This window comes from Janthinobacterium sp. GW821-FHT03A03 (assembly GCF_059421435.1).
Genome location: NZ_JBWKUZ010000002.1, coordinates 515,862 through 539,559, shown reverse-complemented (window position 1 = coordinate 539,559; position 23,698 = coordinate 515,862). Strand labels below are relative to the sequence as shown.

The window sequence follows — 23,698 nt, the reverse complement described above, 5'->3', positions numbered from 1 at the left end:
GGCTATGCCATCCGCGTGCCGGTGCACAGCGCGGCATGTCGGATGCCGTCGCACAGCGCGTCGCCTGCCGCAGCGATTTCTGCGCCGCGCCCGAAGAAGGTGCTCATCACGTTTTGTGCACCCACCAGCAGCGCCATCACCAGCACGATGAAGATCAGGGTACGGAAGAAGCCATTCAGGTCGCCGCCGAAAATGAGCACGCCGCCGGCGATGACGATGCCGATGATGGACAGCGCGAACGCCACGGGGCCGGTGACGGAGTTGCGCAGGTTTTCCAGCCAGCTCTCATAGGGCAGCGAGCCGCCGGTACCGGCAGCGGCGTAGGCCTGGTGCGGCAAGGACAGGAACAGCAGGACAATGACGGCAGCGCACAGCCAGAACTGCGCCTTGGCGTGCATGTGGCCCGGCGGGCCAGGCAGGAATGTAGGCATCGGGAGCTCCTTAGGGTAGGTGGGTGAGGTAGCGGCCTTCCGCGTAGCCGGAAACCTCGAGGATTTCCTCCACGCGGCGGCCAGCGGGGGTACGGGCGATATGCACGACCATGTGGACCACCTCGCCGATGAGTGGCTCAATGTCGGCCGGGGCCGATGCGTTGCGGGTGATGAGGGACTTCAGGCGCACCAGGCCTGCCGCCGGATTGTTCGCGTGCAGGGTGGCGGCGCCGCCCTCGTGGCCCGTATTCCAGGCGTCGAGCAGGTCCAGCGCCTCGGGGCCACGTACCTCGCCGACCAGGATGCGGTCGGGACGCATGCGCAGGGCGGCCTTCAGCAGGGCCGTCATGGAGACGTCGAAGGAGGTGTGGTACTGCACGAAGTTCTCGGCGGCGCACTGGATTTCCCCCGTGTCTTCGATGATGAAGACGCGTTCGCCGGGATCGCAGGCGACCATTTCGTTGATGATGGCGTTGACCAGCGTGGTCTTGCCGGAGCCGGTGCCGCCCGTGACGAGGATGTTTCGGTGGCCTGCCACCGCCTGCCGCAGGATGCTGCAGTGGTGTGCCGTCATGGTGCCGGCAGCGGCATACTCGTCCAGCGTGTAGATCGCCATGGCCTTCTTGCGGATGGCAAAGGTGGGAGAGGGGACGACGGGCGGCAATTGACCAGCGAAGCGTGAACCGTCGAGCGGCAGTTCGCCTTCCAGCAGGGGCTTGCCGCGCGTGACTTCCTTGCCATGGTAGCCCGCCACGGTCTTCACAATAGCCTCGGCCTGCGCCGCGCGCAGCGTGCCGATGCACTGCATCCGTTCACCGAGCCGCTCCTGCCACAGCCTGCCGTCGGCATTGAGCATGACTTCCACCGTGCGCGGATCGTTCAGCGCGGCCATCAGGAGCGGGCCCATGTCGCGTTCCAGCTTGCGCCGGGCCCGGTCCTTCAGCGTGGAAAAATCTTCGGTTTCAGCCATGATCGGTATACCCCTGTTGCATTTATGCCATGCCGCATATGCAAAGGATATATCGTAAAAAAACGGCTGAATTAGACCTAGCGCAAACCCTATCGGCAAATTTCTTGATGAGTTCGGTGTTTAATGCGCGTATTGCTTGACTATTTCACGCAGGATATGGATTTCCGGCGCATTTTGCGCCTTGGGCGCTACCTGGCGTCAGCCGTCTTCCGGTTTGGCGCCAGCGATATGCTTGCGGTTCGCATCATTCCACTGGCGCACCTGGAACGCTTGGTATTCCGTGAGCACGGCTGCCACGCGCACGTAGCCGGGCGGCAGGCTGCTCGGCGCCTTGCCGCCGGCAAGCATGTCCAGCGATTCCTGGTCCAGGTCGGTGATTTCCAGCAGGGCGGGAAGCGCGACGTCAAGGGCCCTGGCGATCGATTCCATGATCTTGAGCGAAGGATTGGCCTTGCCGTTGGTCAGGTCGGACAAGAACGACACCGACATGCCCGCACGGTCGGACAGTTCGTTCTTGGAGATGCCCAGTTCGTCGAGCACGCGCAGGACGTTGGTGAAGAAGATTTGGTTGTACACGGTGGCTGATGTCTGGGATTTATACTCTTGGATTATGCAAACAGTGTCAGGTTGGGTATTTTCTCGTGCATCTTTCATAGATAGGGCACGTTGAAACAGCTTTCATACCAGGGGCATTGCATATGAGGTTGCGCATCAAAAAATTTAGCAAGTTATGTTGGAGTGTCAGTAAGTGAAGGTTTCGTGGTAATGGATTTTTTCGCGACAGGTTTGAGTACCAAGTTGTTGAGCGACGCGACTTCAATCCTGTAGCCTGGACGCTCATCTTTAGCTTTGATCATACCCCAGCAATACACTTTGAGATAGTAATCTGGTTGTTGCGCCTGAGTGAGCTTGTTCAGCATGACGGCTCCACCGCGGTGCTGATTTATACGTGCTAACTGGAGGTCAATAGCAAGCGATTGGCTGCCTAGATGCTCGGGGAATTGCTCGCAATCATCAAGAAAATTAAGGTAAAGCCTAGTTGGCTTGGCCGGTGGCCACAGGCTGATACGGGCGGCACCATACAGGATCCGGTGACCATTCTGTTCTTCTGTGATCCAGGCCGGGTTAGTCACAGCTTGACGATAGCTCAACGTTTTTCCTGAAATGGCTACCTGCTGAACCTTTAATTGATCAGCGTCAAATTGCAGCCAGCAGTCGATGAATCGCTCCAACCGAGACGTACTGCTGTAGCCATCTCTGATTCTATTACGTTCCTTTTGCGTAGCTTGGTCTGCGGCAGTTGTTACAGGCGTAAGAATGTGAGTTCCGGACCTCCGTTGTTCTGGACTCCCCCGCAATGAGTCGGACTCGGCGGGCCGGAATATGTCTACGACATTAGTTTTCTTGGCACGTGCAACGCGTTGCTGAGACTCGTCCGTTGTTGGCTCTGCTAGAGACAGGCCAGTTTTTTCCTCAGACCAAATGCAAGTTTCCAGGTGTGCGTTTGCCTTAGGAGCACGAAAGTGTGGTTGGCGGTACTTTTCCGTTTCCTCTGCAAGCCGGTGGTAGTTGACGCCAGAAACTAATGGATTTTTGATGCGACGGCATTCCTCATCGGAGCAGCGGAATGTAAATCGTTTGCGACTGCTCGGTGGGTTATCGAAATAGGCACTCTGAGCTTCATAAATATCGACTATCTCGTCTAATTCGACGCAATAGGCTTGCAATATTTCCATTTTCTATTCCTTGATTGACGAGCAAAAAACAGCTTTTAAAATAATGAATGCCGGTATAGGATGTGACGATATACTATTATTTTATGTTGAGAAGTGCTATTTCAATAGCTTGACGAACGACTAGCAAATAATAGTGATTCATTAAAGATCGATCTTGCCCCCCGTATAGCCAGACACAGCCAATCGTTTAGTTAGCGCCGCTTTCCTGAGCCCGGCGCGCCAGCTCCCTCCTGAACATGCGAGGCGATTTCCATTTCAGCGACGAATGCGGATGGACCTCGTTGAAGTGCATAAAGGCGTCTGGCAGCTGAGCCAGTACGATTTTTGCGCTGCTGCGGTCCATCAAGTTCACGTAGTCCCGTTTAAACGTGTTCACGAAGCTTTCAGCGATGCCGTTCGACTGCGGGCCGCATACCGGCGTGTGCACCGGTTCAATCCCAAGGGCGCGCACCAGGGCGTGCGTTTCATGGGCCCGGTAATCTCCACCGTTGTCGCTCAAGAATTCCAGCCGGGCCGATCCGACGCTGGCCTGGCCGAATCTTGCCTCGACCGCTTCCACCAGCATGTCGCGCACGGGCTCGCCAGGCAGGCCACGTGCGGCCCACGCACGCCAGGCAATGATTTCTCGGTCACAGCAATCCTTCATGAACACACCGGTCACCACTTCGCCGTTGTCGCAGGCGATCTCGAAGCCGTCCGAGCACCAGCGCTGATTGGGTTCGTCCACCGCCACCACGCCATTGTGCACGCGGCTGCTTACTGGGCGTTTGGGCGCTTTGGGTAGCAGCAAACTGTTCGCTTTCATCACGCGATAAAACCGTTTGTGATTGATTGCTGGCAGGCCCATCAAGGCGCGCGTGCGGTTGACCAGAGCGCCAGCCCGGCGGTAGCCATAGGTCGGCAGCGCTGTAATCTCGGCGCGCACGGCGTCGACCAGGATGGCGTCGGCAGGCTGGTGGAACGTCTGAGTGGTGCGCCCGTCGATCCAGTCCGCGGGGCGAACAAGCAGCTGGGCGACGTGTGAGCGCGCTACGCCAAGGGCAGAGCAGACCGGCTTCACTGGTCGTCCTTGCCCGACAAGGGCGAGCGCGCGATCCACTTTTTTTCGCGAGCGAACTCAACGGCCACCGTCAGGACTTCCGCCTCCATCGTTTTCTTGCCGAGCATGGGCTGCAACTGGGCTATCTGTGCGCGCGCAGCGGCCAGTTCGCTGCCGGTATCACCGATTCGCCTGCAGTGACCGCCGTTAGCGCGCCTTCACGTTCGAGCTTGCGCCAGTTGAACAACTGGCTTGCAGCGACGCCGTACTTGCGTGCGACCAACGATACGTTCATGCCTAGCTCGTAAGTCTCGCGTACCAAGGCTGTTTTTCCTGCGCAGACCAGCGCCTGCGGCGCTTCCTGGTTCACCGTCACCACTTCGATTGTTTGCTTTTTCCTAGTCAAATGCACAGTCCTATTCCTATCCGTAAGAATAACGCATAGGCTGTGTCTGGTGTATCAAGGGGCTATTTCCTAAGCTGAAACCCAAGCATTCCTCTGACAACTTGACACTCACTAACCTGCGGCAACGCATGTACGGCCGCTAGAGTTGAACCTTAAGTGGAAAACAGATCAAAATAGCTGCATCCGGCCGCGTACCTTTGTCGCCGATGATAATTAGTGATAATTAGTGATAATTAGTGACAATTGAAATTTTACAGACTGACAGGGGTATGTAATTATTACGCTTGGAAGATTAATGCTATTGGATAGCATCTTCAATCGGCATGGTAGATATGGAAAATGGAATAGCCCGGCGCTGTGCGACGACACTTTTCCATACTGCTCAATATTGTGCATCTCGGAGTATTTATGAACGATAAGAACCACGGATTGATAATTGAAGGTTTCGTGCAGCGTGCCTACGATTTCTTGTTTGAGTCCAAAAAAATTGAGGTACGTCACCATCCGCTGACTAGCTGGTCCCAAGCAACGGTATCAGGCAGCCAAAATGGCTTTGAAACCACTAAGGAAAATGTTCTTCGTACACTCAATGGCGTGCAGTATGACCTCCACCACGCTGGCGAAAATAGTGAACTACTTGACGAGCTTGGGGATTTTGAAGCGCGCTTACAACAAAGCCAGAGCGTAGTAGAACTGGGAAATGCCATTGGTGAGGCAAGACCAGTCTTGGATCGCGCATTCGGCAATTGAGCAGAGATGAAATCGGTGTCCACCGGATGCATCCGCATCAGACAATCGGTCGATGCAGGGGATGTCGGCTCGAACCATGCGCCTAAAGTGAAAGAAATTATGAACAAAGCAAAGAGTAAGACACATGCAGGTTCGGCATCAGCGGCGAAGCGGAATGCGGTTAAAGATCTTGCCGCAGCACTTGGTACAACCGCCCGCCATACCTCAAGCCCCAACCACGACTTTGATGCGCTGCTTGAGGAAATCCCAAATGAATTTCGTAACAAGGCCTTGAGTTGGTATGAACGCGGCATTCGGCGCGGCATGTCGATTGCCACGGATATGATGGCTGATGGTCGGATCACTTTCGATGGCCAATACGTACGCGCGCCGAAAACGCTCACCGCAAAAGTACGCACAAAGTTTGCCAAGGGTGGATGGGAAGACCATAAATTTAGGGTTCCTGCGACGGATATTGGCTTTAACGAGTAGTAATGGAATAAACAATTTATATAGTATTTTTCTGATTAGAGTATTGAAACACCGAAGAACTCGCTGCCTACTGTAGTTGCGTAAATGTAAAAGCGCAGATATCCCTTGGCTCGTTAATCGAAATAAAATTTGGAGTGTAAGCGTGGCGTTCAAGACCCCTCTGATCGAAACCATTGTTCCTGAAAGCCCGGATCGCCTGTTTCGCGATTTGACCCGCCGCCGGTTGCCGGATGTCCTCCCGCACCAAGCTGAAGTGATGCGGCAATACGCAGCAGAAGGGGTCAATCAACATGACATTGCGCTGCAGTTGCCTACTGGTAGCGGAAAAACACTGGTAGGCTTGTTGATAGCAGAGTGGCGACGCCGGAAATTCCGCGAGCGAATCGTTTATCTGTGCCCTACGATACAGCTCGTAAATCAAGTCGCGGCTGAAGCCCACGACAAATACGGCTTGTCTGTGGCAAAGTTTATTGGTCCGATTAAAGACTATTCTCCTGCAGATAAAACAGACTACCAGTTGGCGAATAAGATTGCGGTTACAACTTATAGTGCACTGTTCAACACTAACCCTTATTTTGACAATGCCGATGTCATCCTTGTAGACGATGCGCATGTCAGTGAGAATTACATCGCAAAGCAGTGGACCATACTTGTGCCTCGGGCGGGAGAGGAGTATGCGGCACTTCATCGTGCAATAACAAACGTACTAGAGCCGCATCTTTCAGGTACGGATCTCACCCGCCTTCGTGGTGTATGGGACGACATTGTGGACAGAACATGGGTCGATAAAGTTCCTACGCCTGTTCTTGCGGAAATTGCTGACGAACTTATCGAAATCTTCGATGCACACACTGCTGGTACCAAACTTGCGTACCCGTGGTCCGCTATTCGGTCTCACCTGCTAGCGTGTCAGATGTATATCTCCTCTAATGAGATAATGGTTCGTCCGCTGCTTCCCCCAACCTATTCACACGCAGCCTTTGTCGGCGCGCGACAGCGCATCTTTATGTCAGCCACGCTGGGGGCCGGCGGCGACTTAGAACGCCTGACTGGCCGCAAGGAAATTTACCGTGTCCCGGCGCCAGCTGGCTGGGATACGCAAGGGGTTGGACGACGGTTCTTTATTTTTCCAGAGATGTCGTTGAAGCAAGACGATATTCCTGCGCTTCGGACTCGCCTGATGAGGCGTTCTGGTCGCAGCGTAGTCTTGGTCCCATCTGAGAGCGCCGCGAGCCGGGCGGCCGAAGAGATTACTCAAACAATGAACGTGCCAGTATTTAGTGCACGTAACATTGAGGATTCCAAGGCGACCTTTGTCAATGAACCGAACGCAGTTGCAGTCATCGCGAATCGCTATGATGGCGTGGATTTCGCAGGTGACGACTGCCGATTGCTATTCATCGACGGCCTTCCGAAAGCAATGAATTCACAGGAACGCTTCTTGATGTCGCGCATGGCAGCAAATACTCTTTATAACGAGCGCATTCAAACCCGCGTCGTTCAGGCGATTGGCCGATGCACCAGATCTCTTGAAGACTTTTCTGCAATTGTAGTGACAGGCGAAGAACTCCCCGACTACCTGACGGACTTGCGACGTCGTCGATACCTGCATCCCGAATTGCAGGCCGAAATTAATTTCGGCGTTCGCCAATCGCTCCAGACAGACGCAGCAAACATGTACGACAATTTTGAGATTTTTTTTGAGAACGAGAAGGATTGGGAGCAGGTTAACAATCAAATAGTTGATGAACGGTCGCGACTTGTTCAGGAACAGATGCCTGCTGTGCGTGAGCTTCAACTGGGCGCGAATTTCGAAGTTGACTATCAGATGTTCATGTGGCGCAAGGACTATGAATCTGCGGTTGATGCAGCTGAGCGTGTACTTGGCACGTACACCAGCCGCGAATTACGTGGCTACCAAGCGCTCTGGCATTACTTGGCTGGTTCTGCCGCTCACTTGGCCTTTGTGGAGGGGAGTGCCACCATGTCCGCTAAAGCGCGGGCGCATTTTGTAGAGGCGCATCAAGCAGCTCCGGACATTAGTTGGCTCGCAAAGTTCGCGCGCCAACAGCGGCTAATCGAGTGGTCGTCAAAAGCTGAAGCGCGCACTGCAATATTAACGCAGGTGGAAAGACTGGCGGCGAACCTGACACGTTTGGGTACAACTCAAGATAGAGAGTTTGCGAACCTGGAGGCATCCATTATGGGTGGATTGAGAGACCCTGAGGCCTTTGAGGCTGCACAGAAAGCGCTCGGCGATCTACTCGGTTTCGTCGCCCATAAAGTAGAGCGTGAAGGATCGCCGGACCCTTGGTGGATCTCGGGCGAACAATGTATCGTCTTTGAGGACTATGTTAACACGACTAATGAGGGCACATTGTCTGTCGAGAAAGCACGTCAAGCTGCGTCCCATCCGAACTGGATGGCCGCAAATGTCCAAGAAGCAAAGGGGTGCGCCATCACGACCATCCTGGTTTCTCCAGCGCGTTACATCCGCAAGGCTGCTATAGCCCACGTGGGCGAGGTCCGATATTGGGAATATCAGGCATTTGTTGAATGGGCTGACAAAGCACTCGGTGCAATTCGCGAATTGCGCCGCGACTTCGCCGAAGCGGGCGACTTGCTTTGGCAAGCTCGTGCTGCCGCAGTTATCCAGGATAATGGTTTAGACATGTCATCAATTATCACCGCCGCCAATCTTCGTCCGTTAGCAAACCATATGGCTTCTGTTTAACTCATGAAACAGGTTTCCTCGGTGTTTCGAGACTTTCGCTTGCCCTTTTGCCGATTCGGCACCATGGTGTTCGCCGCCCCTCAAACCGGATGACGATTTGGACTCCAGCGCTTGTTATTGCTAACCATCGAACTTAATGAAAAGGGATGATTGTCACTGATGCTTGACCAGATGTTCACCGCGGAGAACTTCCGTAATATCTATGATGCCGAAAACCGTAAGGGAGTCGACTTAGCAACTCGCTATTTCCCGACGCTCGCGCCGTTCATTCTAGCTGTGCGTAACAAGGTGCAGGACATTCGTGATTTACGGAAAATAGAGGCCACACTGACGGCCGATGATTTCAAGGCTAAGTTACTTGCGCTGAAGGTCGAATTGGATGACCTAAAAGCCGACAAGTCAACCGAAGTCGATGCCTTAATGGATAACGTCAGCCAAAAGGTGCTGAAGTCAAGTTTTAAGATCGTCCTTACTGAAAAAATCGGGCCGAAGGGAAAGCCGGTTTTCTGCATCGACGCCGAGCCAGAGACCTTTTTCGTCATAAAGCAACTCCAGCTTAATGTCCATCGAATCTATGGAGTCAAACAGGCTAACCGTCACGATTTAGTCTGCCAGCTTCGTGATATGCTCGGCAGTAAATTTCCGTTTGAACTGGTCCGCACCGATATTTCGACGTTTTATGAGAGTATTGACCGCAAGCGTCTGGTGGAAAAGTTGGATCGTGACCAACTATTGAGCGCCGCGACAAAGAAATACATCAAACAAGTACTGGACTCATACGGCGCGATCTCTGCTACCTCGACCGGCGTTCCCCGGGGTGTCGGCATCAGTGCATATCTAGCCGAGCTGTATCTGAGACCAGTTGACGAGGCGATCAGAGCCATCCCTGGTTTGGTTCTATATTGTCGGTTTGTCGATGATATTGTGGCCATGTTTGTAAGGCCACCAACAGGCAAGAACCTTGGCTCGTTCAAAGACCTGATCATTGCGATTTTTGAGAAGAATGGGCTTACCCATAACGCAGGTAAAACGTCAGAGTTTGAGCTGGCTAATGTCGATCCCAAGAAATTTGAATACTTGGGTTATCGGTTCCTACTCAAAAAAGAAAAGTTTGAAATCAGCCCTAGCGCCGCGAAGGTGGCGAAATATCGCGCGCGGATGAATGCTGCATTCGCGGATTATTGGCGGGAAAATCCTGTAAATCCGAAGAGTGCATTTAGAAAGCTGGTTGCGCGTATTAAGTTCCTGACCGGTAACACGCGCCTTTCCAACAGCAAATCATCTGCGGCCACTGGAATTTACTTCAATAATTCGATAGCGACGGAGTTGTCGAGCTTCGAGTTGCTAGATAAGCGGCTCAAGGTCCGCATCACGGAACTCAAACGGACCAGCTTACAAAAGCAGTTGAAAAATCTTAAATTCACTACAGGCTTCGAACAACGTCGGTACCATAATTTCAGTACGAAAGAGCTACAAGTGATCGTGAGGATCTGGAAACATGGCTAATCGGCGCATCTCACTCACGCATAGGAAGCAACGGTCCATACTGACGGACATGCTGCCATTTGAAGTGCCTCCTACATTCTCCAACCGGGGCTTTTATCTCTTTTTGAGAAATAACAGCATCGAGATTGAAAATGGTCAGTTATGTTGGATTTCCGATGTGGCCAACCTCGATTTAACGATGCGACTACTGTTTGGAATTTCCTCTAATGCGGTGATTACAATAAAAGTTGTGACGGAATGGGGCAAGCAAAAAACGCGTCGATCTGTGCCTATCGGCAAGTGCCGTATGGCGACTATTCCTTTCAATTTCCGTGTCGCTCATAATCTTGATGGACGCACGCTAAGCGTGGTACATCCTCGTAATCAGGTGGCTGTGGCGAGTTTCTATTCAACGCACAGCGCGCTGATCCTGTACCACACGTCTGTTAGTAAGTTTTCGATTCGCCGCCCGGCATCAGTGTCTTGCTACGCTTATTTCAAGGATAAGCTGCATGAAGAGCGTGTGGACGCCGCTGCCGGTGTAGAAGAGGAAGACCGAGAGTACGAGCAGCTCGGTTCCTTTTTTGTCTATAAAAAATACCGCAACATCCATCGTTTTTTTGAATCTCACAAATACCACCGCAGTGAGAAGAAATACGATGCAATGGTCCAGCTCGATGTAAGCAAGTGTTTCGATAGCATCTACACCCATTCACTGCCTTGGGCCGTCCTAGGCAAGGATCAGACAAAATTTAGCCTGGAGGAATCGAAAGCCACGTTTGGAGGCCGATTCGATGCCCTCATGCAAAACTTGAATCAGAAAGAAACTAACGGCATCGTCATTGGCCCGGAGTTTTCTCGAATTTTTGCCGAGATCATTTTGCAGTCGGTCGACGTGGAGCTAATCAATAAACTGAGCGAACGAGAGAATTTGACCCACAAGGTCGATTATGAAATCTTCCGTTACGTGGATGATTTCTTCGTTTTTTACAACAAGGAGTCCACGCAACTAAGAATTTTCGAGACACTCCAGGAGATTCTCAAATCAAAGAAACTGAGTATAAACACAGCGAAGATCAAATACTATCAAAAGCCGATCATCACCGAAATTACGATTGCCAAAGAGCGTATCTCGACGCTATTGAATGACGAGGTTGATCCGTTGTGTGAGGAAGATGCCTCCACGCCCCCGCAGCGGTCCCTGGTCTGCGCCATCAACGCGAACCATCTGATTGTCAGGTACAAGTCCGCCATTAAAGAGGCGAATGTCACCTATGGCGATCTGCTAAATTACACATTTGCAATATTTGAAAACAAGCTCGAGAGGCTCCTCAAATCCTATCTCGCGAGCGATAAGTTAGATCGCGACCGTAAGCGTCTCTCCAATGCACTGCTCTCGATCATGGAGTTTGCTTTTTTCGCATACTCTGCTAGCCCAAAGGTCAATCATACAATCCGGCTTTGCCGGATGATTGCGACCTCCGTAGACTTTTTGCAAGCGCAGTGCATGCCCTACGAGCTAAAGCATCTGCTGTTCAAATACATCCACGATAATGTTATGCAGCAGCTCGAAAAAAGCACGATGAGCGTTCATCGCGAGATCGAGAGCCTCTACTTGCTTATCTCTTTGTCACAGATCGGACGGGAATATTGGCTACCGGTTTCCGTGTTACTCCAGCACTTTCTAATTAAGGAGGAAGAGTGTACTGGGCACTATTTTCGTCCAGCGGGCTTCATGAGCCACTTTTCGATCACGATCCTGCTGTCCTACATAAAAGACAAAGTTCGCTATGCGAATTTGAAGGTTTTCGCGGAGGCACACATTGTCGCCAAACTCGAATATATGAAGGCCCATTGTCCCGATGACGCCGAGACATTAATTATGTTGTTAGATCTCGTGGTCTGCCCGTACATCAGTAACGTCACAAAGGAAAACATCGGGCAAATTTTCGGACTGGACTCTGCAGGGCTCGCGTCTGTTCAGGCCTCCAACGATCACTGGTTCACCGCCTGGGGTAACAAATTTGATCTTTGGAAAGAGCTGGACTCCAAACGTAGTCGTGAGGTATATTAGGGTAGGCGCTCCGCTTTATCCTTAATGGCTGTTGGCAGCCCACACACAAGCGCCCTCCCTTTCCCTATATCAATTGGGGGTGGGGTAATCAGACGGTAGGAGCGGGCCGTCTTTTCCTAATCATGATCGTGTTCGGCCGCACATAGGCCACTTCCTACTATTGGCGGTTTTAGCTGAACTAGTCGGCAACCACAAATGACGGAACATTGCTCATTTGGCAATGCGTGAAATCTCACAAAACGAAGTGGCGGCGGTGATGACAATACTTGTCGATGCCTTCGCGGTCGGGAATGTCGGTAAACCAGACCGACGCTGGTGTTGCGTCGCCGGCGGACAGTTAGTCGCGCACACAGGTTCACAGGTAGGACGTTTGGTAATCTCCCCATTTTTAGATCGTGCTAAAAGTAGAGGTTAAGCGGCTAAGGCAAGCTTCTGTTTTGGTGTAATGCCGCCAAGTGCCATGTTGCGCCGGTCGTGATTGTAAGTCCACATCCAGCAGGTTGCAAAATCCTGGATATCCTCGAGCGTTTCAAACACGTGACGGGCCAACCAGTCGTAGCGCACCGTGCGGTTATAGCGCTCGAAATAAGCATTCTGCTGCGGCTGACCAGGCTGGATGAAGTCGATGCGAATGCCGCGCTTGGCGGCCCAGGCCAGCGTCACAGCGCTGATGTACTCCGGGCCGTTATCGCAGCGAATGACCTGGGGTTTACCACGCCATTCGATGATCCTGTCGAGGGACCGGATGACCCGTTCAGACGGCAATGAAAAATCAATCTCGATGCCGAGCCCCTCACGGTTGTAATCGTCGATCACATTGAACAATCGGATGCTTCTGCCGTCGGCCAGTTGGTCATGCATGAAGTCCATCGAGCAGGTGTCATTGATCTGTGTAGGCACGGCCAGCGGCAGCGGTTTTTCGCGCACCAGGCGATGTCGCGGCTTGATCCGCAGGCTCAGTTCCAGCTCGCGATAGATCCGGTAGACGCGCTTGTGGTTCCATTTAAAACCCTTCACGTTGCGCAAATACGGGAAGCACAGACCGAAGGCCCAGTTGCGCTGGTTATTGGTCAGGCGCACCAGCCAGTCGGCCACCAGGGCGTTCTCGGCATCGAGCTTGGCGCGATAGCGATAGCAGGTCTGGCTGATGCCGAACGCCTGGCAGGCCAGTCCAATTGTGGCTGAACGCTGGGCCACGGCCCATTGCGCCATCTCCCGCCGCTGAGATGGCGTTACCACTTCTTTGTCAGGGCCTCCGCGACGATCTCGGCTTTCAAGCGTTCCTCGGCATACATCTTCTTCAGGCGCCGGTTTTCGTCCTCCAACTCCTTCATGCGGGCCATCAGCGAGGCGTCCATGCCGCCGAACTTGGAGCGCCTAGAACGTGGCATTGCTGATACCATGTTCGCGGTACAGCTCAGGGACGGGCGAGCCGCCCTCGGCTTGCTTGAGGATGGCGATGATCTGGCTATCGGTAAAACGGGACGTCTTCATGTAGAACTTTCAAAAATCTGAGTTTGGAAAAATTCTACTTTTAAACTCGATCTTTTGGCGGGGGATTACCCCGGCTGAGTTATCTGATGGTATTTAATTCCGTGAGATTGATTGTGGAGAACTTACCGATATCTATCGCCGGATGGAGGTGCGTTCCCAGGGGGGAGTTTGCGCTGTTGCCCGATCAGTACCTTCAGTCCAATCGCCCTCTATTTGCCGAATGAGCGGATATCCGTTCTCGGCCAGGCCAAGTACTTGCAAGTTCACATTCGGCATGAAACGTCGAGAGCATCGGGCTAGCACGGCTTTGGTACCTCGGGGCAGGAGGAGGGCCGTGGACTGTGCCGATCTCTACCAGTCCTATCACCAACGATCCATGACCTCGATTAGGCGCCAAAGCATGCGCTTAATCAATCCATTGTAACGCTGATGACCGACCAATATTTGATTGTTAGATGCGGCAATGTAATTGATAGCCCAACTGTCGAAGCTCTCTATTGATGATATCGAACCTACTCCTTTCAATTTTGGATCATCGAATATCAATCGATTGACCCTATCAGCCTCGTCTACAGGATTAATGTTCTTCGATTGCGCCTCGACGTGATTCATCGACTTGTGTGCAATTGCACCTCGTTTTCCTGCGAAAGCGTCGATTAAAATAATCCAATTCGGATCGATATTTTCTTGAGTTACTCCCAATGGAGTGAGTAAAGGTGCAAGATACTTTTGTCGAATTCCGTGGCTGTCCGAAAGTCCTTTTCTGTAATTATTCGCGGCGATATGGAATCGCTCCGCTATTTTGCGAAATGAACCCTTCTTGTCAGGGACGACTCTGTCCCCAGCAGACATTGTTGGTAAGCCTGAGAACGTAATCAATCCGAGCGCGGCTGTCGTGACGCGTCCCGCGCTAAACTCGGACTCGGTGAACCGAAGAATTTCTTCGCAAATCGATTCAAAATAGAACTCGATTTCGGCGTGTGCAAGTGTTATAAATGCGCGTGTCATCTCCTGTTCTTGTGCGGTAGGTATTCCAACAGTTGCAACGTTTGGAAGATAGGTTGAAACCAAAATTCCATGGGAGGCAACAAGATTATTGAAATGGATGGAAGTTGCCGGCATTACGGCAGCTCCGCCATTTCAATTTTTCCGACCTTGGATTCAATTGCAGTTCGCCAAATCGAATATCGAGTGCGGACTGCAGTAATCGATTTTGTGGTGCTGGAAATCGCCGCGACGAACTCTGGATTGTTCATACACAAATCGTATGTGATGTCGGTGAGATTCAATCCTTTTTCATCATAAAGCTGCTGATTTTTTTGTGACAAGACCGACGCCAACTGGACATCCAATAATGCCCTATTAATTGTGGACTCGCAGTCGCCGTTCTTCACCCTACGTCCAACCATTAGAGGAGAGTTGAAGTTCTTGGCCAGATAAGTAAGCGCAGCTGCAATATCATCAGTAAGCTTAACGATAGTAGGGGCAAGCGTAGACCACTGCTGATTCAGGGTGTCATGGGTAGTGTCAAGAAATTCTTTCAGATTTCCTCGGTACGCTGACAAACGGTGTGAGTAGGCGATCATCCGCAACAGTAGATCAATATCACGCATACGGAAATCGGGGCCATCCAGGTTAAGGATTTTCTGCAAAATTTCAATTTCCGATGATTTTTCACTTAAGAATTCTGTAAATTTACCTGGTTTCATCGCTTGCCTCAATTCTTGCGGAGAGAGCTTTGCGCTACCTGTATTTAGGCGAATAAACACCTCATAAAGATAATCTTCGTCAGGCCAATTGCGGATCAGGGCACTTCGAATAGTGTGATTGTCAAATTGTGTTTTAATTAGCGAAAGTGCGGGATCCTTACATATATCAGAGTATGATTTTCCATTTAGTTGATCTAATATTTTTATGCCATTTAGGCGTAGTGGTGGCACTTCTTTTGACATAGCGAGTACTGGATGCGTAGGCTCCAATTCGGCTGCAAACTGTGCAAGCGTAATCAAACGTTGTTTTCCGTCCAAAACAATATAGGTGCCTCGTTGCTCTCTTCTTTCAGCAAGTACAATTTGCGGAATAGGAATTTGAAGAGCGACGGACTCAATAAATCTGCTTTTGTTCTTTGACGACCATGCGTCTCGCCGTTGAAAGTCCGGGGACAGGTCGATGTTTCCGTCCTCGATTTGTTGAAGTATGGTCTTTACCGTCCAATCAGTGCCATAGAGCACAGCCTGGGCGAAAAAATCTGGTTGCTCTCGTTTGTCTAACTCGTCGTCAGCGTCGTCAGCAAAATTTAGTAAATCGTCGTGTTGTTCCATCGAATTCTTCCTAGTCAGATTATCATTGTATTGTAACTGTGTCTGAACATCAGGTGGTGATCGGTCAAGTGTTGGTCGAGCTTCACGGAAGGAGAGGGATCTTGGGAACTGAAATTACGCTGGATGTAGCGGGAGTGTCGGTAACGTATAGTAAGAACCATCGTGGCATCGATCATGGCTCAATTTTTCAAGAGCAAGATCGAATTGCCCTGAAGTCTGATCAGCTCAACGATAACACGGATCAGGAGCAGGGGGAGAACACTGGGGCGTCTGAGATGGCATTCAGCCGGCCGCTAGGACATGTCGTCCCTCGCCTCGAACTGCTCGGCTTTGATCTTGGACGCGTCCGCCGCGAATACGATGCCCTCGCGCAAGGATGGCTTGAAGCGCGAGAACATCTAAAGGATGATGGTGACGAAGCTGAGCTTGAGCTAATGAGCTTTGAAGAGCTCTGTGAGTTTGTTGTTGCTCATCCGCTAGGCGGCCTTGACGGTACTTTCGTTTGGGACATCGATAACGGTAGAGAGGTCAGGATCAGAGGCCGGTTCGCCGCGATGCGGCTTGATCGAATCCCTTGCTATAGGGACTATGATTGCCAAGCTTACTCCGAACGGGGATTCTTCATCGAACTGGTTGGTTTTCTCCACCCATACTCAGTACTACGTCTCCTGGCGGAGGCTCCCATGAATGCTGATGCGCCGGTAGTCTGGCAATATGGACCGCTGGTGGAAGCCGGATGGGCGACAGAACAGGAGTTCACACCTCATGCGAGGCGTGCCGAAACATTTCTAATTGCAACGGAAGGCAGCTCGGACGTCTATATTTTAAGGCATGCTCTTGCGCTACTTCGGCCAGGGATCGCTGATTTCTTTCGCTTTATAGATGTCAGTGAGAGCCATCCGTTTGCAGGCACGGGCAACCTGGTGAAGTTCGCCGAAGGGCTTGCTAAGATCGACGTTCAAAATCAAATCGTCTTTGTGTTCGACAATGACGCTGAAGGGCTGGATGCGCACCAACGCCTATCGGCACTCAAGCTGCCGTCCAATATGCGAGGAGTTATGCTTCCGGAGCTTGAAGATTTTTGTGGGTTTCCTTCGCAAGGACCTGAAGGGCTTCATATCTCCGACATCAACCGGCGGGCCGCTGCCATTGAGTGCTATCTTGATCTGAGCGTTGGTAGCCATACGCCAGCACGTGTGCTTTGGACCGTCTATAAGAAAAATTTAGGTGCTTACCAAGGAGCTTTGGAAAACAAAGAAAACTACGGCAAAGAATTCTTGAGGCTGACGGCTGGCGCTCTGGAGGCCGACAGGTACGATACCAGGAAGATCGTGTCCGTACTTAAGGTGCTCATCGCAGAGTGCACGGCAATCGTGGCTGGACGATGGGAGCCAAGTGAGGCTGACCTGAGAAACCTCTATTGAATCGAAGATTTTTTGTTGTATTGTATTTTTCGTGGTGCTGCATTGTTAGTTTTTTTTGTAACTTATTGGTTGATAGGGTATAAATTCTGTTATTTACAATTGAGTGGGAAATATTCGGATCAAGCTCTGTTGCAGTTTCGCCGATGCTCAAGTCTGTGAGATTTTCGGAATCGCACTAATTCTGACCAGAAACATGAGCAGTCGATGGCTGAAATGGGCATGCTAGCCGTTGCAAAAGAAACCTATGTTGCTTTATTTTTTTTAGCTTCATATGCTTGTGATACTTTCGGTAAAACTTGGGGCAAAGGAAGATGGCGTCAGATCGCTTTAGCGAAAAATATGCCGGAAGTTACCCATTTTTATCCTGCGCTCTTGCAAGCTATTGTGATCGATGGTCACTTTATTTCTAATTCGAAACTTGCATTGTAAAGATCAGGCAGTCCTTAGGAGGCGGACTTGATGCTGATGAAATATTTTCCAAATTGTCGAAGTGTTTTCACTTGCCATTGCTTAGCGACCTCTAAATCCAGTACTTATAGGGGGGAGGCAGGGGGGCGCCGAAGTATGCGTCGCTTTTCATAGGCATGTTCTACGGACACCGTCGACTCCACAGCCTTCGGCAAATCCTTTAATTCAAAAGACCCACAGACGATGTTGCACTGAGCGTGAGGGCCGTGGCAAGTAGTAACTATAAAACGAGTTTGGCCAAGGCGACAGCCGCGACCTCACTACGTAAATGACCATAATGCTTCTCGATCATTGCGACTGACGTGCCGCTAATTTGCGCAACGGTTAGAAGATCCAGCCCCCCATGGACAAGATCGCTGATAACACTGTGACGCAATGTATATGCACTTGTTTCTGCCGGCAGAGCTGCGTTTTTTGCTGCGTTTTTGACGGGATCTTTCCAGGAGTCCTTGTTCCAGGCTTGTCCGTCGGCACGTGCCAGAAGGGGCGCGGTTGCTGTTTTGTTTGCGGCGGCCATCTCGAATAGCTGAGCAATTTCCGGGGGGAGTTTAATTTTTCTGTCCTTGCCGCCCTTGTCTTTGCCAATTTTCAGTACGCTTAGGCGCTGGTCAAAATCCGCCACGGTGAGGGCAGCAAGGGCCCCCGGACGAAGTGGCAGCATGGATAATCCCCGCAGGAATGCTGCGAGATCGTCTGGCGCATGTCTGATGAGATTTCGCCGCTGCTCGCGATCCAGATATAAATCCCTTCGTTTGGCGACGTTCTTGAATGCCTTCAGCGTTTCGCTCCAGGAGAAGTTCGAATTGACCTTGCCGTTAGCGAACGCACAATTGAGGGCTGCACGTACCGCCGCAAGGTCGCGGTTGACGCTGTCCTTTGAACGTTCGCGGACATCACCAGCCTTGTTAATGGTGACGGGTTTAGCTACCATGCGACGACGAAAGTCGTTCATGTGGTCCCGGGTCAATTTCATCAGTTCTATCTTGTGTATAGGATCCTGCGTGATCCATCGGCGATACCGTGCGGCGAGGTCTTGTGCTGGCTTGGTACCCTTCAGCTCCTGGATCCGCTTCACATACGCGTTACAGGCATCCAATACAGTTGTCGGTTGGTGAATGGCACCAGCGTCGCCTGTGGCCGCGCGAGAAAACCATTCACGTGCGGCTGCGACAGCCCTGTCAAAACGTTCATGATGCATATATTCATCTAACGTGCCTAGGCTACTTTCGACTTCATTTCCTGTCTCATCACGATGTCGAAGCAGCCACGTTCCGCTTGAGCTATCTGACATTTTGCGAAACCCGACATAGAAGCCTTTGCTGATTCTGTGCCAATACGGTTCACGCCGGGTTTTCAGCTTGTTGCGCGCTGTAACTGTATCGATTTTGTTGGGCATGCCATCCTCCGTAACGTGCAAGAATGTTGTATGTGTTCAACCGTAGAATCAGTGCTCAATGTACGGGAAAAGTACGGGAAATAGTAGCACATTTCGGCGGCCGTTAGCAGATCAAGATGATGCTTTCTCCTATGAAGGAATAGTCCAGTGACATCCAAGCAGGTGCACGTTTTCGTCATTCACACTGCAGGGGTCGCAAGTTCGAAACTTGCACTTCCCACCAAGAATTCGTTTGATATCAAAGGCTTACACTGATCAAGTGTAGGCCTTTTTTGTTTGGTATGAAAAAAGTATGAAAAATCCGCTTCGGACAAGCCTGGACGATGCCGGACAACGGACAATGCGACGAATACATAAGTCCGGAGAGTAAACCTTTTCATCCGGGAATCGAGCGCTCTGCATGTTTCCTTCGGTACCGGCTTCAATTTACTGGCAGCGAAGATGCGGGCCGATTTTGACACGCGACGTGTCCGGTAAAGCTTGACACAACTGCTCGCCGCAGTTTCCGAAGATCATAGTTTGCAATAATAAAGTATGACACAATTTGCGCGATTCCCTAGACCTAGGCCACCGACCGCTTACGCCCTAAACGGACGTAATCGCGTCACCACCATTTACCAAACTTGTTGAGCGCTGAATGCAGCGCAAGCATTGACCCGGCATTGATCTTCAGACGAATTGCGATGCTGTCGCCATCTTGTGACTGCCTTTCCGAACGAGGATTGATCGTTAGATACTCCTGAGATGAATACCGTTCGAAGTGAAGTATTGGGTACTCGCTCATGTCATGCAGTCCCACGTCGCTGCCGTCACGGAGTTCACTTTCGAATTGACCAAGGGCGTTATACTCAAACCACAGGTGCTCGGCAGTCCAGTTGAAACTTTGACTTCCACTTGAATACTCAACTTCAAGCCGGATCTGGACGCCAAGATCTATCGGGTCTAATTCTGCAAACCAAAGCTGGAACTTGAGTGGTCCTTCGACGAAAGCTACGTCAGCAGCCATCTAAATCCTTTCTTGGGTGTGGTGGTAATCTCGGCCTATCGCAATGGCCGCTCCTGGCCGAATTGCGACTCCCGAGTGCCCCTATTCGGGAAGAGACCAGACATACCCAACCTCACTATTCTCGCTAGAACAGGCAAGCAAAAGCAGCTCTGGATTTGACGACAGCGTTGCGATTTCATCTTGGACATGAACTAGCGCCTGTACCATCGAAAGATGGAACTGCTTATCAATCACCAACTCTTCAATGTCAGCGCGGGCCACGTTGACCATAAAAAAATCCCCTAATGACAGACTTCGACCTAAGTTAGCCTGCCATAAGCTTGCTTGTTGAAGATTGCCGGCGGCGACAGCCTTCTGAAAATGGCGCAAGTTGTACCTGTTCATTGAGTGAACAATTCTTGCAGAATTTTCTTCCGTGTCAACGCAAACCGAAACGGCACCCGACTCGTGGTCATGGTAAAACGCGAACGTGAACACCGAGATTTTTTTCGATTTCACTTCTGCAATTGCGGCTTTCAAAACAGCGTCAAAATATGTCTGGTTCCTGGACGTCACTTACCCTCCTCTGAAGATCCTAATCTTCTTTGTTTTTCTCTGTCCGCTATTGGCTGCGGACTCAATCGTTCAACGCAACACTTTAACGTAAATGCATCGTTGCAAAGTAGAAATTATGCGAAAGAGAATTCGAATCGATTGCACCGCGACACGCGAAACCCGAGATTAACGTTGCAAGAGGTTTAGCCACGGAAGAGTTCATGGTGGAATCCACCGAAGCGCAAGTAGCTTTTGCTAGTACGCGGTGGGGATCCTCTGTTGGGTAGGGGGCAGGTCATTCCCGATCTCGTCGTTGGATCAGGCAGTGACGATTTCGCGCGCCAGGCGGTTGGCAAGACACCTAGCCACCTAACACGATCCATTGATCTTTCATCTTCTGGGAACTATGGATCAGGAGAGTTTAAGCGACGGGTGGCAATTCACCCCTTCCAAAATGAGTGTCAGCAACTGGATTGCGAATTAAACGGTGGTCACGAGACACTACCTTAGCCGTAAAAAATAATCCCCTTGAAAATTAGTCTTAACATTCTCTTCGGAGTCAAACATGAAAATGATCTCTGGAAATTCAGAAAAACCATAGCGGACTTTGGTGGCATTCAGTTCATGAACGAATTTTCGCTGCAACCATTCATTAATGCCGTTTTCTTGATTCCATTGCACATCAGTGTCATTTTGATAAAAAAATAAAACCACCAGTTCTCTATCCCATTCCTCTGACGTAGTAATCAATTCAGTATTCCTGAAGCTCACCCCTTTCAAGCGAGCAGCTAGAATAACTTCGTTCAGCGCAAGCTCAATGGCAGAATACGGTGGATATGGATGCTTCATATTGCTCCAAACTACGACGATGGCAAGTTACCAAATAAAAAAATTGGAATGTGGCTCACCGCTGTATACCATACTTTACTCGGTTCAGTCTCATTAACCAATATCGATGCCAAGACAAGATAGACTAACAAGGCCTAAGAACATCTTCGAATATATCGCCAGCAGATGAGTATGCCAGCAAGCGAGAGAAACGCCCGGTGGATATTGGCACGGCGTTCGTAGCGGATGCGTAATCGGCGGAAGTGGTGCAGCCAGCCCAGTGTGCGTTCGACCACCCAGCGCCATTTACCCAGGCGATCGCGCGACTCGATGTGATTGCACAGCAACGTTTTACCCGCGCCCCGCCTCACACTCATACGCGATCGCAAACGATTCGTATGGCTGCAGGCTGAGGTGGCCGGTCAAGCTGTCACGCTGGACATAGTTGCTGATCAAGCCTTGCCCGGCAATGCCGTGCAGCATCGCCGGCAGATCCAGTTCGACGTGTTCGCTGGAGAAGTTGTTGACGACAACGACCTGTTGGCTTCCCAAGCTGCGCCGGTAGGCGAATACCTGCGGGTGCTGCTCCAGCAACGGCTGGTATTTTCCGTAAACCATGACGTCCCAGTCCTTACGCAGTTCGATCAGCTTCTGGTAGTGGAAGAAGACCGAATCGGGTTGTTCCAGCGCGGCCGCGACGTTGATCTCGGGGTAGTTTGGATTCAGCTTTAGCCATGGCGTGCCAGTACTGAAGCCGGCGTTGTGTGTGCTGTTCCACTGCATGGGGGTGCGTGCATTGTCCCGTCCGTTGGCGTGGATGCCGGCCATCATCGTCTCCGGTGACACGCCGGCGGCCATGCGTTCGTGGTAGAGGTTGAGCGATTCGATGTCGCGATAGTCGTCGATGGAATCGAAACGGACATTGGTCATGCCTATTTCCTCGCCTTGATAGACGTAAGGGGTGCCCTTGAGAAAATGTAGCGCGGTGGCCAGCATCTTGGCCGACTCGACCCGATAGCGGCCGGGATCGCCGTATTTGGATACGGCGCGCGGCAGGTCGTGGTTATTCCAGAACAGTGAATTCCAGCCGGCATCGGCCAGCTCGGTCTGCCACTTACTGATGATCTGCTTGAATTCGATTAGATCGAACGGCCGCGGCTTCCATTTCCCCTCCTTGGCATCGTGGGTCATGGTGATGTGCTCAAACTGGAAGACCATCGACAGCTCCTGACGCGCCGGGTTGGAATACAGCTTGGCGATCTCCGGGGTGGCGCTCCACGTCTCGCCCACCGTCACTACATCGCGTGCGGCCAGGGTCGCTTGGTGCATTTGCTGCAGCAGCGGGTGCAGTTGTGCGCCGTTGGCGATAATCTGCTGGTCGACCTGTTTGCCGATGAGATCAATCACATCCATGCGGAAGCCGCCGATGCCCTTGTCCAACCACCAGTTCATCATGCGATGCACCTCTTCCTGCACCTGGGGATTTTCCCAGTTCAGGTCCGGCTGTCGTTTCGAGAACAGATGGAAGTAATATTCACCGCTGGCGGCATCGTATTCCCATGCACTCCCGCCAAAATACGAACGTTGCTGGTCGGGCGGTGAGCCATCGGCGCCTGCATTGCGCCAGATGTAGTAGTCACGGTAGGGGCTATCCTTGGATTTCTTCGCCTCGACGAACCAAGCATGCTCGTCAGAGGTGTGGTTGACCACAAGATCCATCAGGATACGGATGTCGCGCTTGGCCGCTCCTGCGATCAACTGCTCCATCTCGGCCAATGTGCCGAATTCAGCGGCGATATCCTGATAGTCGGAGATGTCATAGCCGTTATCGTCCATCGGCGACCTGTACACCGGCGACAGCCAGATCAGGTTGATTCCCAGATGTTGCAGGTAGTCCAGTCTGCCGATGATGCCGGCCAGATCACCGACCCCATCGTGATTGCTGTCTTGAAAACTACGTGGGTAGATCTGATACACGACGGCGTTATGCCACCATTGCTTATCCAACATGATTATCTTTCTCGCTTATGGATTGGCGGCACTGTCTTGCAACGTGCCAAGGGATCGCCAGGGGTAGGACAGATCCGATCTCGTCGTTGGATCAGGCAGCTATGAGATCGTACACCAAGCG

The 23,698-nt window shown here is 51.5% G+C and carries 18 protein-coding genes and 3 pseudogenes; 7 read left to right on the top strand and 14 right to left on the bottom strand.

Annotated elements, in window-relative coordinates:
• Positions 1-2 precede the first annotated feature (2 nt).
• The 5 genes and pseudogenes from trbC to AC07VI_RS09045 all read right to left on the bottom strand — a co-directional run.
• Positions 3-431, bottom strand: a complete 429-nt coding sequence (trbC, locus tag AC07VI_RS09065; protein WP_492994485.1) for a conjugal transfer system pilin TrbC — start codon at positions 429-431, stop codon at positions 3-5.
• Between the two features lie 10 nt (positions 432-441).
• Positions 442-1,401: a P-type conjugative transfer ATPase TrbB gene (trbB, locus tag AC07VI_RS09060; protein WP_492994483.1), complete on the bottom strand. Its 960-nt coding sequence runs from the start codon at positions 1,399-1,401 to the stop codon at positions 442-444.
• Positions 1,402-1,599: 198 nt separating this feature from the next.
• Positions 1,600-1,977 (bottom strand): transcriptional regulator, encoded by a 378-nt coding sequence (locus AC07VI_RS09055; protein WP_099375916.1) that lies wholly within the window; start codon positions 1,975-1,977, stop codon positions 1,600-1,602.
• A gap of 152 nt (positions 1,978-2,129) precedes the next feature.
• Positions 2,130-3,137 (bottom strand): hypothetical protein, encoded by a 1,008-nt coding sequence (locus tag AC07VI_RS09050; protein ID WP_492994481.1) that lies wholly within the window; start codon positions 3,135-3,137, stop codon positions 2,130-2,132.
• A 187-nt stretch (positions 3,138-3,324) separates the two neighbouring features.
• Positions 3,325-4,536 (bottom strand): annotated as a pseudogene (locus AC07VI_RS09045) (IS3 family transposase); the annotation flags it as partial.
• 454 nt (positions 4,537-4,990) lie between these two features.
• On the opposite strand from AC07VI_RS09045, the gene AC07VI_RS09040 reads away from it, so the two are divergent.
• From AC07VI_RS09040 to drt3b, 5 genes are all read left to right on the top strand, one after another.
• Positions 4,991-5,332 carry a hypothetical protein gene (locus AC07VI_RS09040; protein WP_492994479.1) on the top strand — a complete coding sequence of 114 codons (342 nt, stop codon included), beginning with the start codon at positions 4,991-4,993 and terminating at the stop codon, positions 5,330-5,332.
• Positions 5,333-5,338: 6 nt separating this feature from the next.
• Positions 5,339-5,803 carry a hypothetical protein gene (locus tag AC07VI_RS09035; RefSeq protein WP_492994477.1) on the top strand — a complete coding sequence of 155 codons (465 nt, stop codon included), beginning with the start codon at positions 5,339-5,341 and terminating at the stop codon, positions 5,801-5,803.
• Between the two features lie 142 nt (positions 5,804-5,945).
• A complete protein-coding gene (locus tag AC07VI_RS09030) occupies positions 5,946-8,537 on the top strand; it encodes a DEAD/DEAH box helicase family protein (RefSeq protein ID WP_492994475.1) in 2,592 nt (863 codons plus the stop codon).
• A 159-nt stretch (positions 8,538-8,696) separates the two neighbouring features.
• Positions 8,697-10,043 carry an antiviral reverse transcriptase Drt3a gene (gene drt3a / locus AC07VI_RS09025; RefSeq protein WP_492994473.1) on the top strand — a complete coding sequence of 449 codons (1,347 nt, stop codon included), beginning with the start codon at positions 8,697-8,699 and terminating at the stop codon, positions 10,041-10,043.
• Positions 10,036-12,096, top strand: a complete 2,061-nt coding sequence (gene drt3b, locus AC07VI_RS09020) for an antiviral reverse transcriptase Drt3b (RefSeq protein WP_492994471.1) — start codon at positions 10,036-10,038, stop codon at positions 12,094-12,096. The genes drt3a and drt3b overlap by 8 nt, the downstream gene beginning before the upstream one ends.
• Positions 12,097-12,507: 411 nt before the next feature.
• Here drt3b and AC07VI_RS09015 read toward each other — a convergent pair.
• The 3 genes and pseudogenes from AC07VI_RS09015 to AC07VI_RS09005 form a co-directional block, all read right to left on the bottom strand.
• Positions 12,508-13,590, bottom strand: a pseudogene (locus AC07VI_RS09015) (IS3 family transposase).
• Between the two features lie 363 nt (positions 13,591-13,953).
• Positions 13,954-14,712, bottom strand: coding sequence for a hypothetical protein (locus AC07VI_RS09010; RefSeq protein WP_492994469.1), 759 nt, complete (start codon positions 14,710-14,712; stop codon positions 13,954-13,956).
• Positions 14,712-15,911, bottom strand: a complete 1,200-nt coding sequence (locus tag AC07VI_RS09005) for a GmrSD restriction endonuclease domain-containing protein (RefSeq protein WP_492994467.1) — start codon at positions 15,909-15,911, stop codon at positions 14,712-14,714. The genes AC07VI_RS09010 and AC07VI_RS09005 overlap by 1 nt, the downstream gene beginning before the upstream one ends.
• Before the next feature lie 101 nt (positions 15,912-16,012).
• Here AC07VI_RS09005 and AC07VI_RS09000 point away from each other — a divergent pair, with 101 nt between their 5' ends.
• Together AC07VI_RS09000 and AC07VI_RS08995 are read left to right on the top strand one after the other, a co-directional pair.
• Complete coding sequence (locus AC07VI_RS09000) at positions 16,013-17,335, top strand: HEPN/Toprim-associated domain-containing protein (RefSeq protein ID WP_492994465.1); 1,323 nt, start codon at positions 16,013-16,015, stop codon at positions 17,333-17,335.
• Positions 17,336-17,539: 204 nt separating this feature from the next.
• Positions 17,540-17,764 carry a hypothetical protein gene (locus AC07VI_RS08995; protein WP_492994463.1) on the top strand — a complete coding sequence of 75 codons (225 nt, stop codon included), beginning with the start codon at positions 17,540-17,542 and terminating at the stop codon, positions 17,762-17,764.
• Between the two features lie 259 nt (positions 17,765-18,023).
• Here the strand turns inward: AC07VI_RS08995 and AC07VI_RS08990 are convergent, their stop codons facing one another.
• The 6 genes and pseudogenes from AC07VI_RS08990 to AC07VI_RS08965 all read right to left on the bottom strand — a co-directional run bounded on the left by AC07VI_RS08990 (position 18,024) and on the right by AC07VI_RS08965 (position 23,577).
• Complete coding sequence (locus tag AC07VI_RS08990; protein ID WP_492994461.1) at positions 18,024-19,199, bottom strand: tyrosine-type recombinase/integrase; 1,176 nt, start codon at positions 19,197-19,199, stop codon at positions 18,024-18,026.
• 604 nt (positions 19,200-19,803) lie between these two features.
• Complete coding sequence (locus AC07VI_RS08985) at positions 19,804-20,205, bottom strand: hypothetical protein (RefSeq protein WP_099419719.1); 402 nt, start codon at positions 20,203-20,205, stop codon at positions 19,804-19,806.
• Positions 20,206-20,286: 81 nt separating this feature from the next.
• Positions 20,287-20,760 (bottom strand): hypothetical protein, encoded by a 474-nt coding sequence (locus AC07VI_RS08980; RefSeq protein ID WP_492994459.1) that lies wholly within the window; start codon positions 20,758-20,760, stop codon positions 20,287-20,289.
• Between the two features lie 480 nt (positions 20,761-21,240).
• Positions 21,241-21,588 (bottom strand): hypothetical protein, encoded by a 348-nt coding sequence (locus tag AC07VI_RS08975; RefSeq protein ID WP_139842570.1) that lies wholly within the window; start codon positions 21,586-21,588, stop codon positions 21,241-21,243.
• A 134-nt stretch (positions 21,589-21,722) separates the two neighbouring features.
• A pseudogene (locus AC07VI_RS08970) lies at positions 21,723-21,899 on the bottom strand (transposase); the annotation flags it as partial.
• 19 nt (positions 21,900-21,918) lie between these two features.
• The gene (locus AC07VI_RS08965) at positions 21,919-23,577 is read right to left on the bottom strand and encodes a glycoside hydrolase family 13 protein (protein WP_492994457.1); all 1,659 of its coding nucleotides are present in this window, start codon (positions 23,575-23,577) and stop codon (positions 21,919-21,921) included.
• Between the last annotated feature and the right edge of the window lie 121 nt (positions 23,578-23,698).

Bases quoted from the DNA above. Each gene is read 5' to 3' on its own strand.
- trbC (WP_492994485.1), bottom strand. From the start codon at position 431: ATGCCTACATTCCTGCCTGGCCCGCCGGGCCACATGCACGCCAAGGCG.
- trbB (WP_492994483.1), bottom strand. From the start codon at position 1,401: ATGGCTGAAACCGAAGATTTTTCCACGCTGAAGGACCGGGCCCGGCGC.
- AC07VI_RS09050 (WP_492994481.1), bottom strand. From the start codon at position 3,137: ATGGAAATATTGCAAGCCTATTGCGTCGAATTAGACGAGATAGTCGAT.
- AC07VI_RS09040 (WP_492994479.1), top strand. From the start codon at position 4,991: ATGAACGATAAGAACCACGGATTGATAATTGAAGGTTTCGTGCAGCGT.
- AC07VI_RS09035 (WP_492994477.1), top strand. From the start codon at position 5,339: ATGAAATCGGTGTCCACCGGATGCATCCGCATCAGACAATCGGTCGAT.
- drt3a (WP_492994473.1), top strand. From the start codon at position 8,697: ATGCTTGACCAGATGTTCACCGCGGAGAACTTCCGTAATATCTATGAT.
- drt3b (WP_492994471.1), top strand. From the start codon at position 10,036: ATGGCTAATCGGCGCATCTCACTCACGCATAGGAAGCAACGGTCCATA.
- AC07VI_RS09010 (WP_492994469.1), bottom strand. From the start codon at position 14,712: ATGCCGGCAACTTCCATCCATTTCAATAATCTTGTTGCCTCCCATGGA.
- AC07VI_RS09005 (WP_492994467.1), bottom strand. From the start codon at position 15,911: ATGGAACAACACGACGATTTACTAAATTTTGCTGACGACGCTGACGAC.
- AC07VI_RS08995 (WP_492994463.1), top strand. From the start codon at position 17,540: ATGGCTGAAATGGGCATGCTAGCCGTTGCAAAAGAAACCTATGTTGCT.
- AC07VI_RS08990 (WP_492994461.1), bottom strand. From the start codon at position 19,199: ATGCCCAACAAAATCGATACAGTTACAGCGCGCAACAAGCTGAAAACC.
- AC07VI_RS08985 (WP_099419719.1), bottom strand. From the start codon at position 20,205: ATGGCTGCTGACGTAGCTTTCGTCGAAGGACCACTCAAGTTCCAGCTT.
- AC07VI_RS08975 (WP_139842570.1), bottom strand. From the start codon at position 21,588: ATGAAGCATCCATATCCACCGTATTCTGCCATTGAGCTTGCGCTGAAC.
- AC07VI_RS08965 (WP_492994457.1), bottom strand. From the start codon at position 23,577: ATGTTGGATAAGCAATGGTGGCATAACGCCGTCGTGTATCAGATCTAC.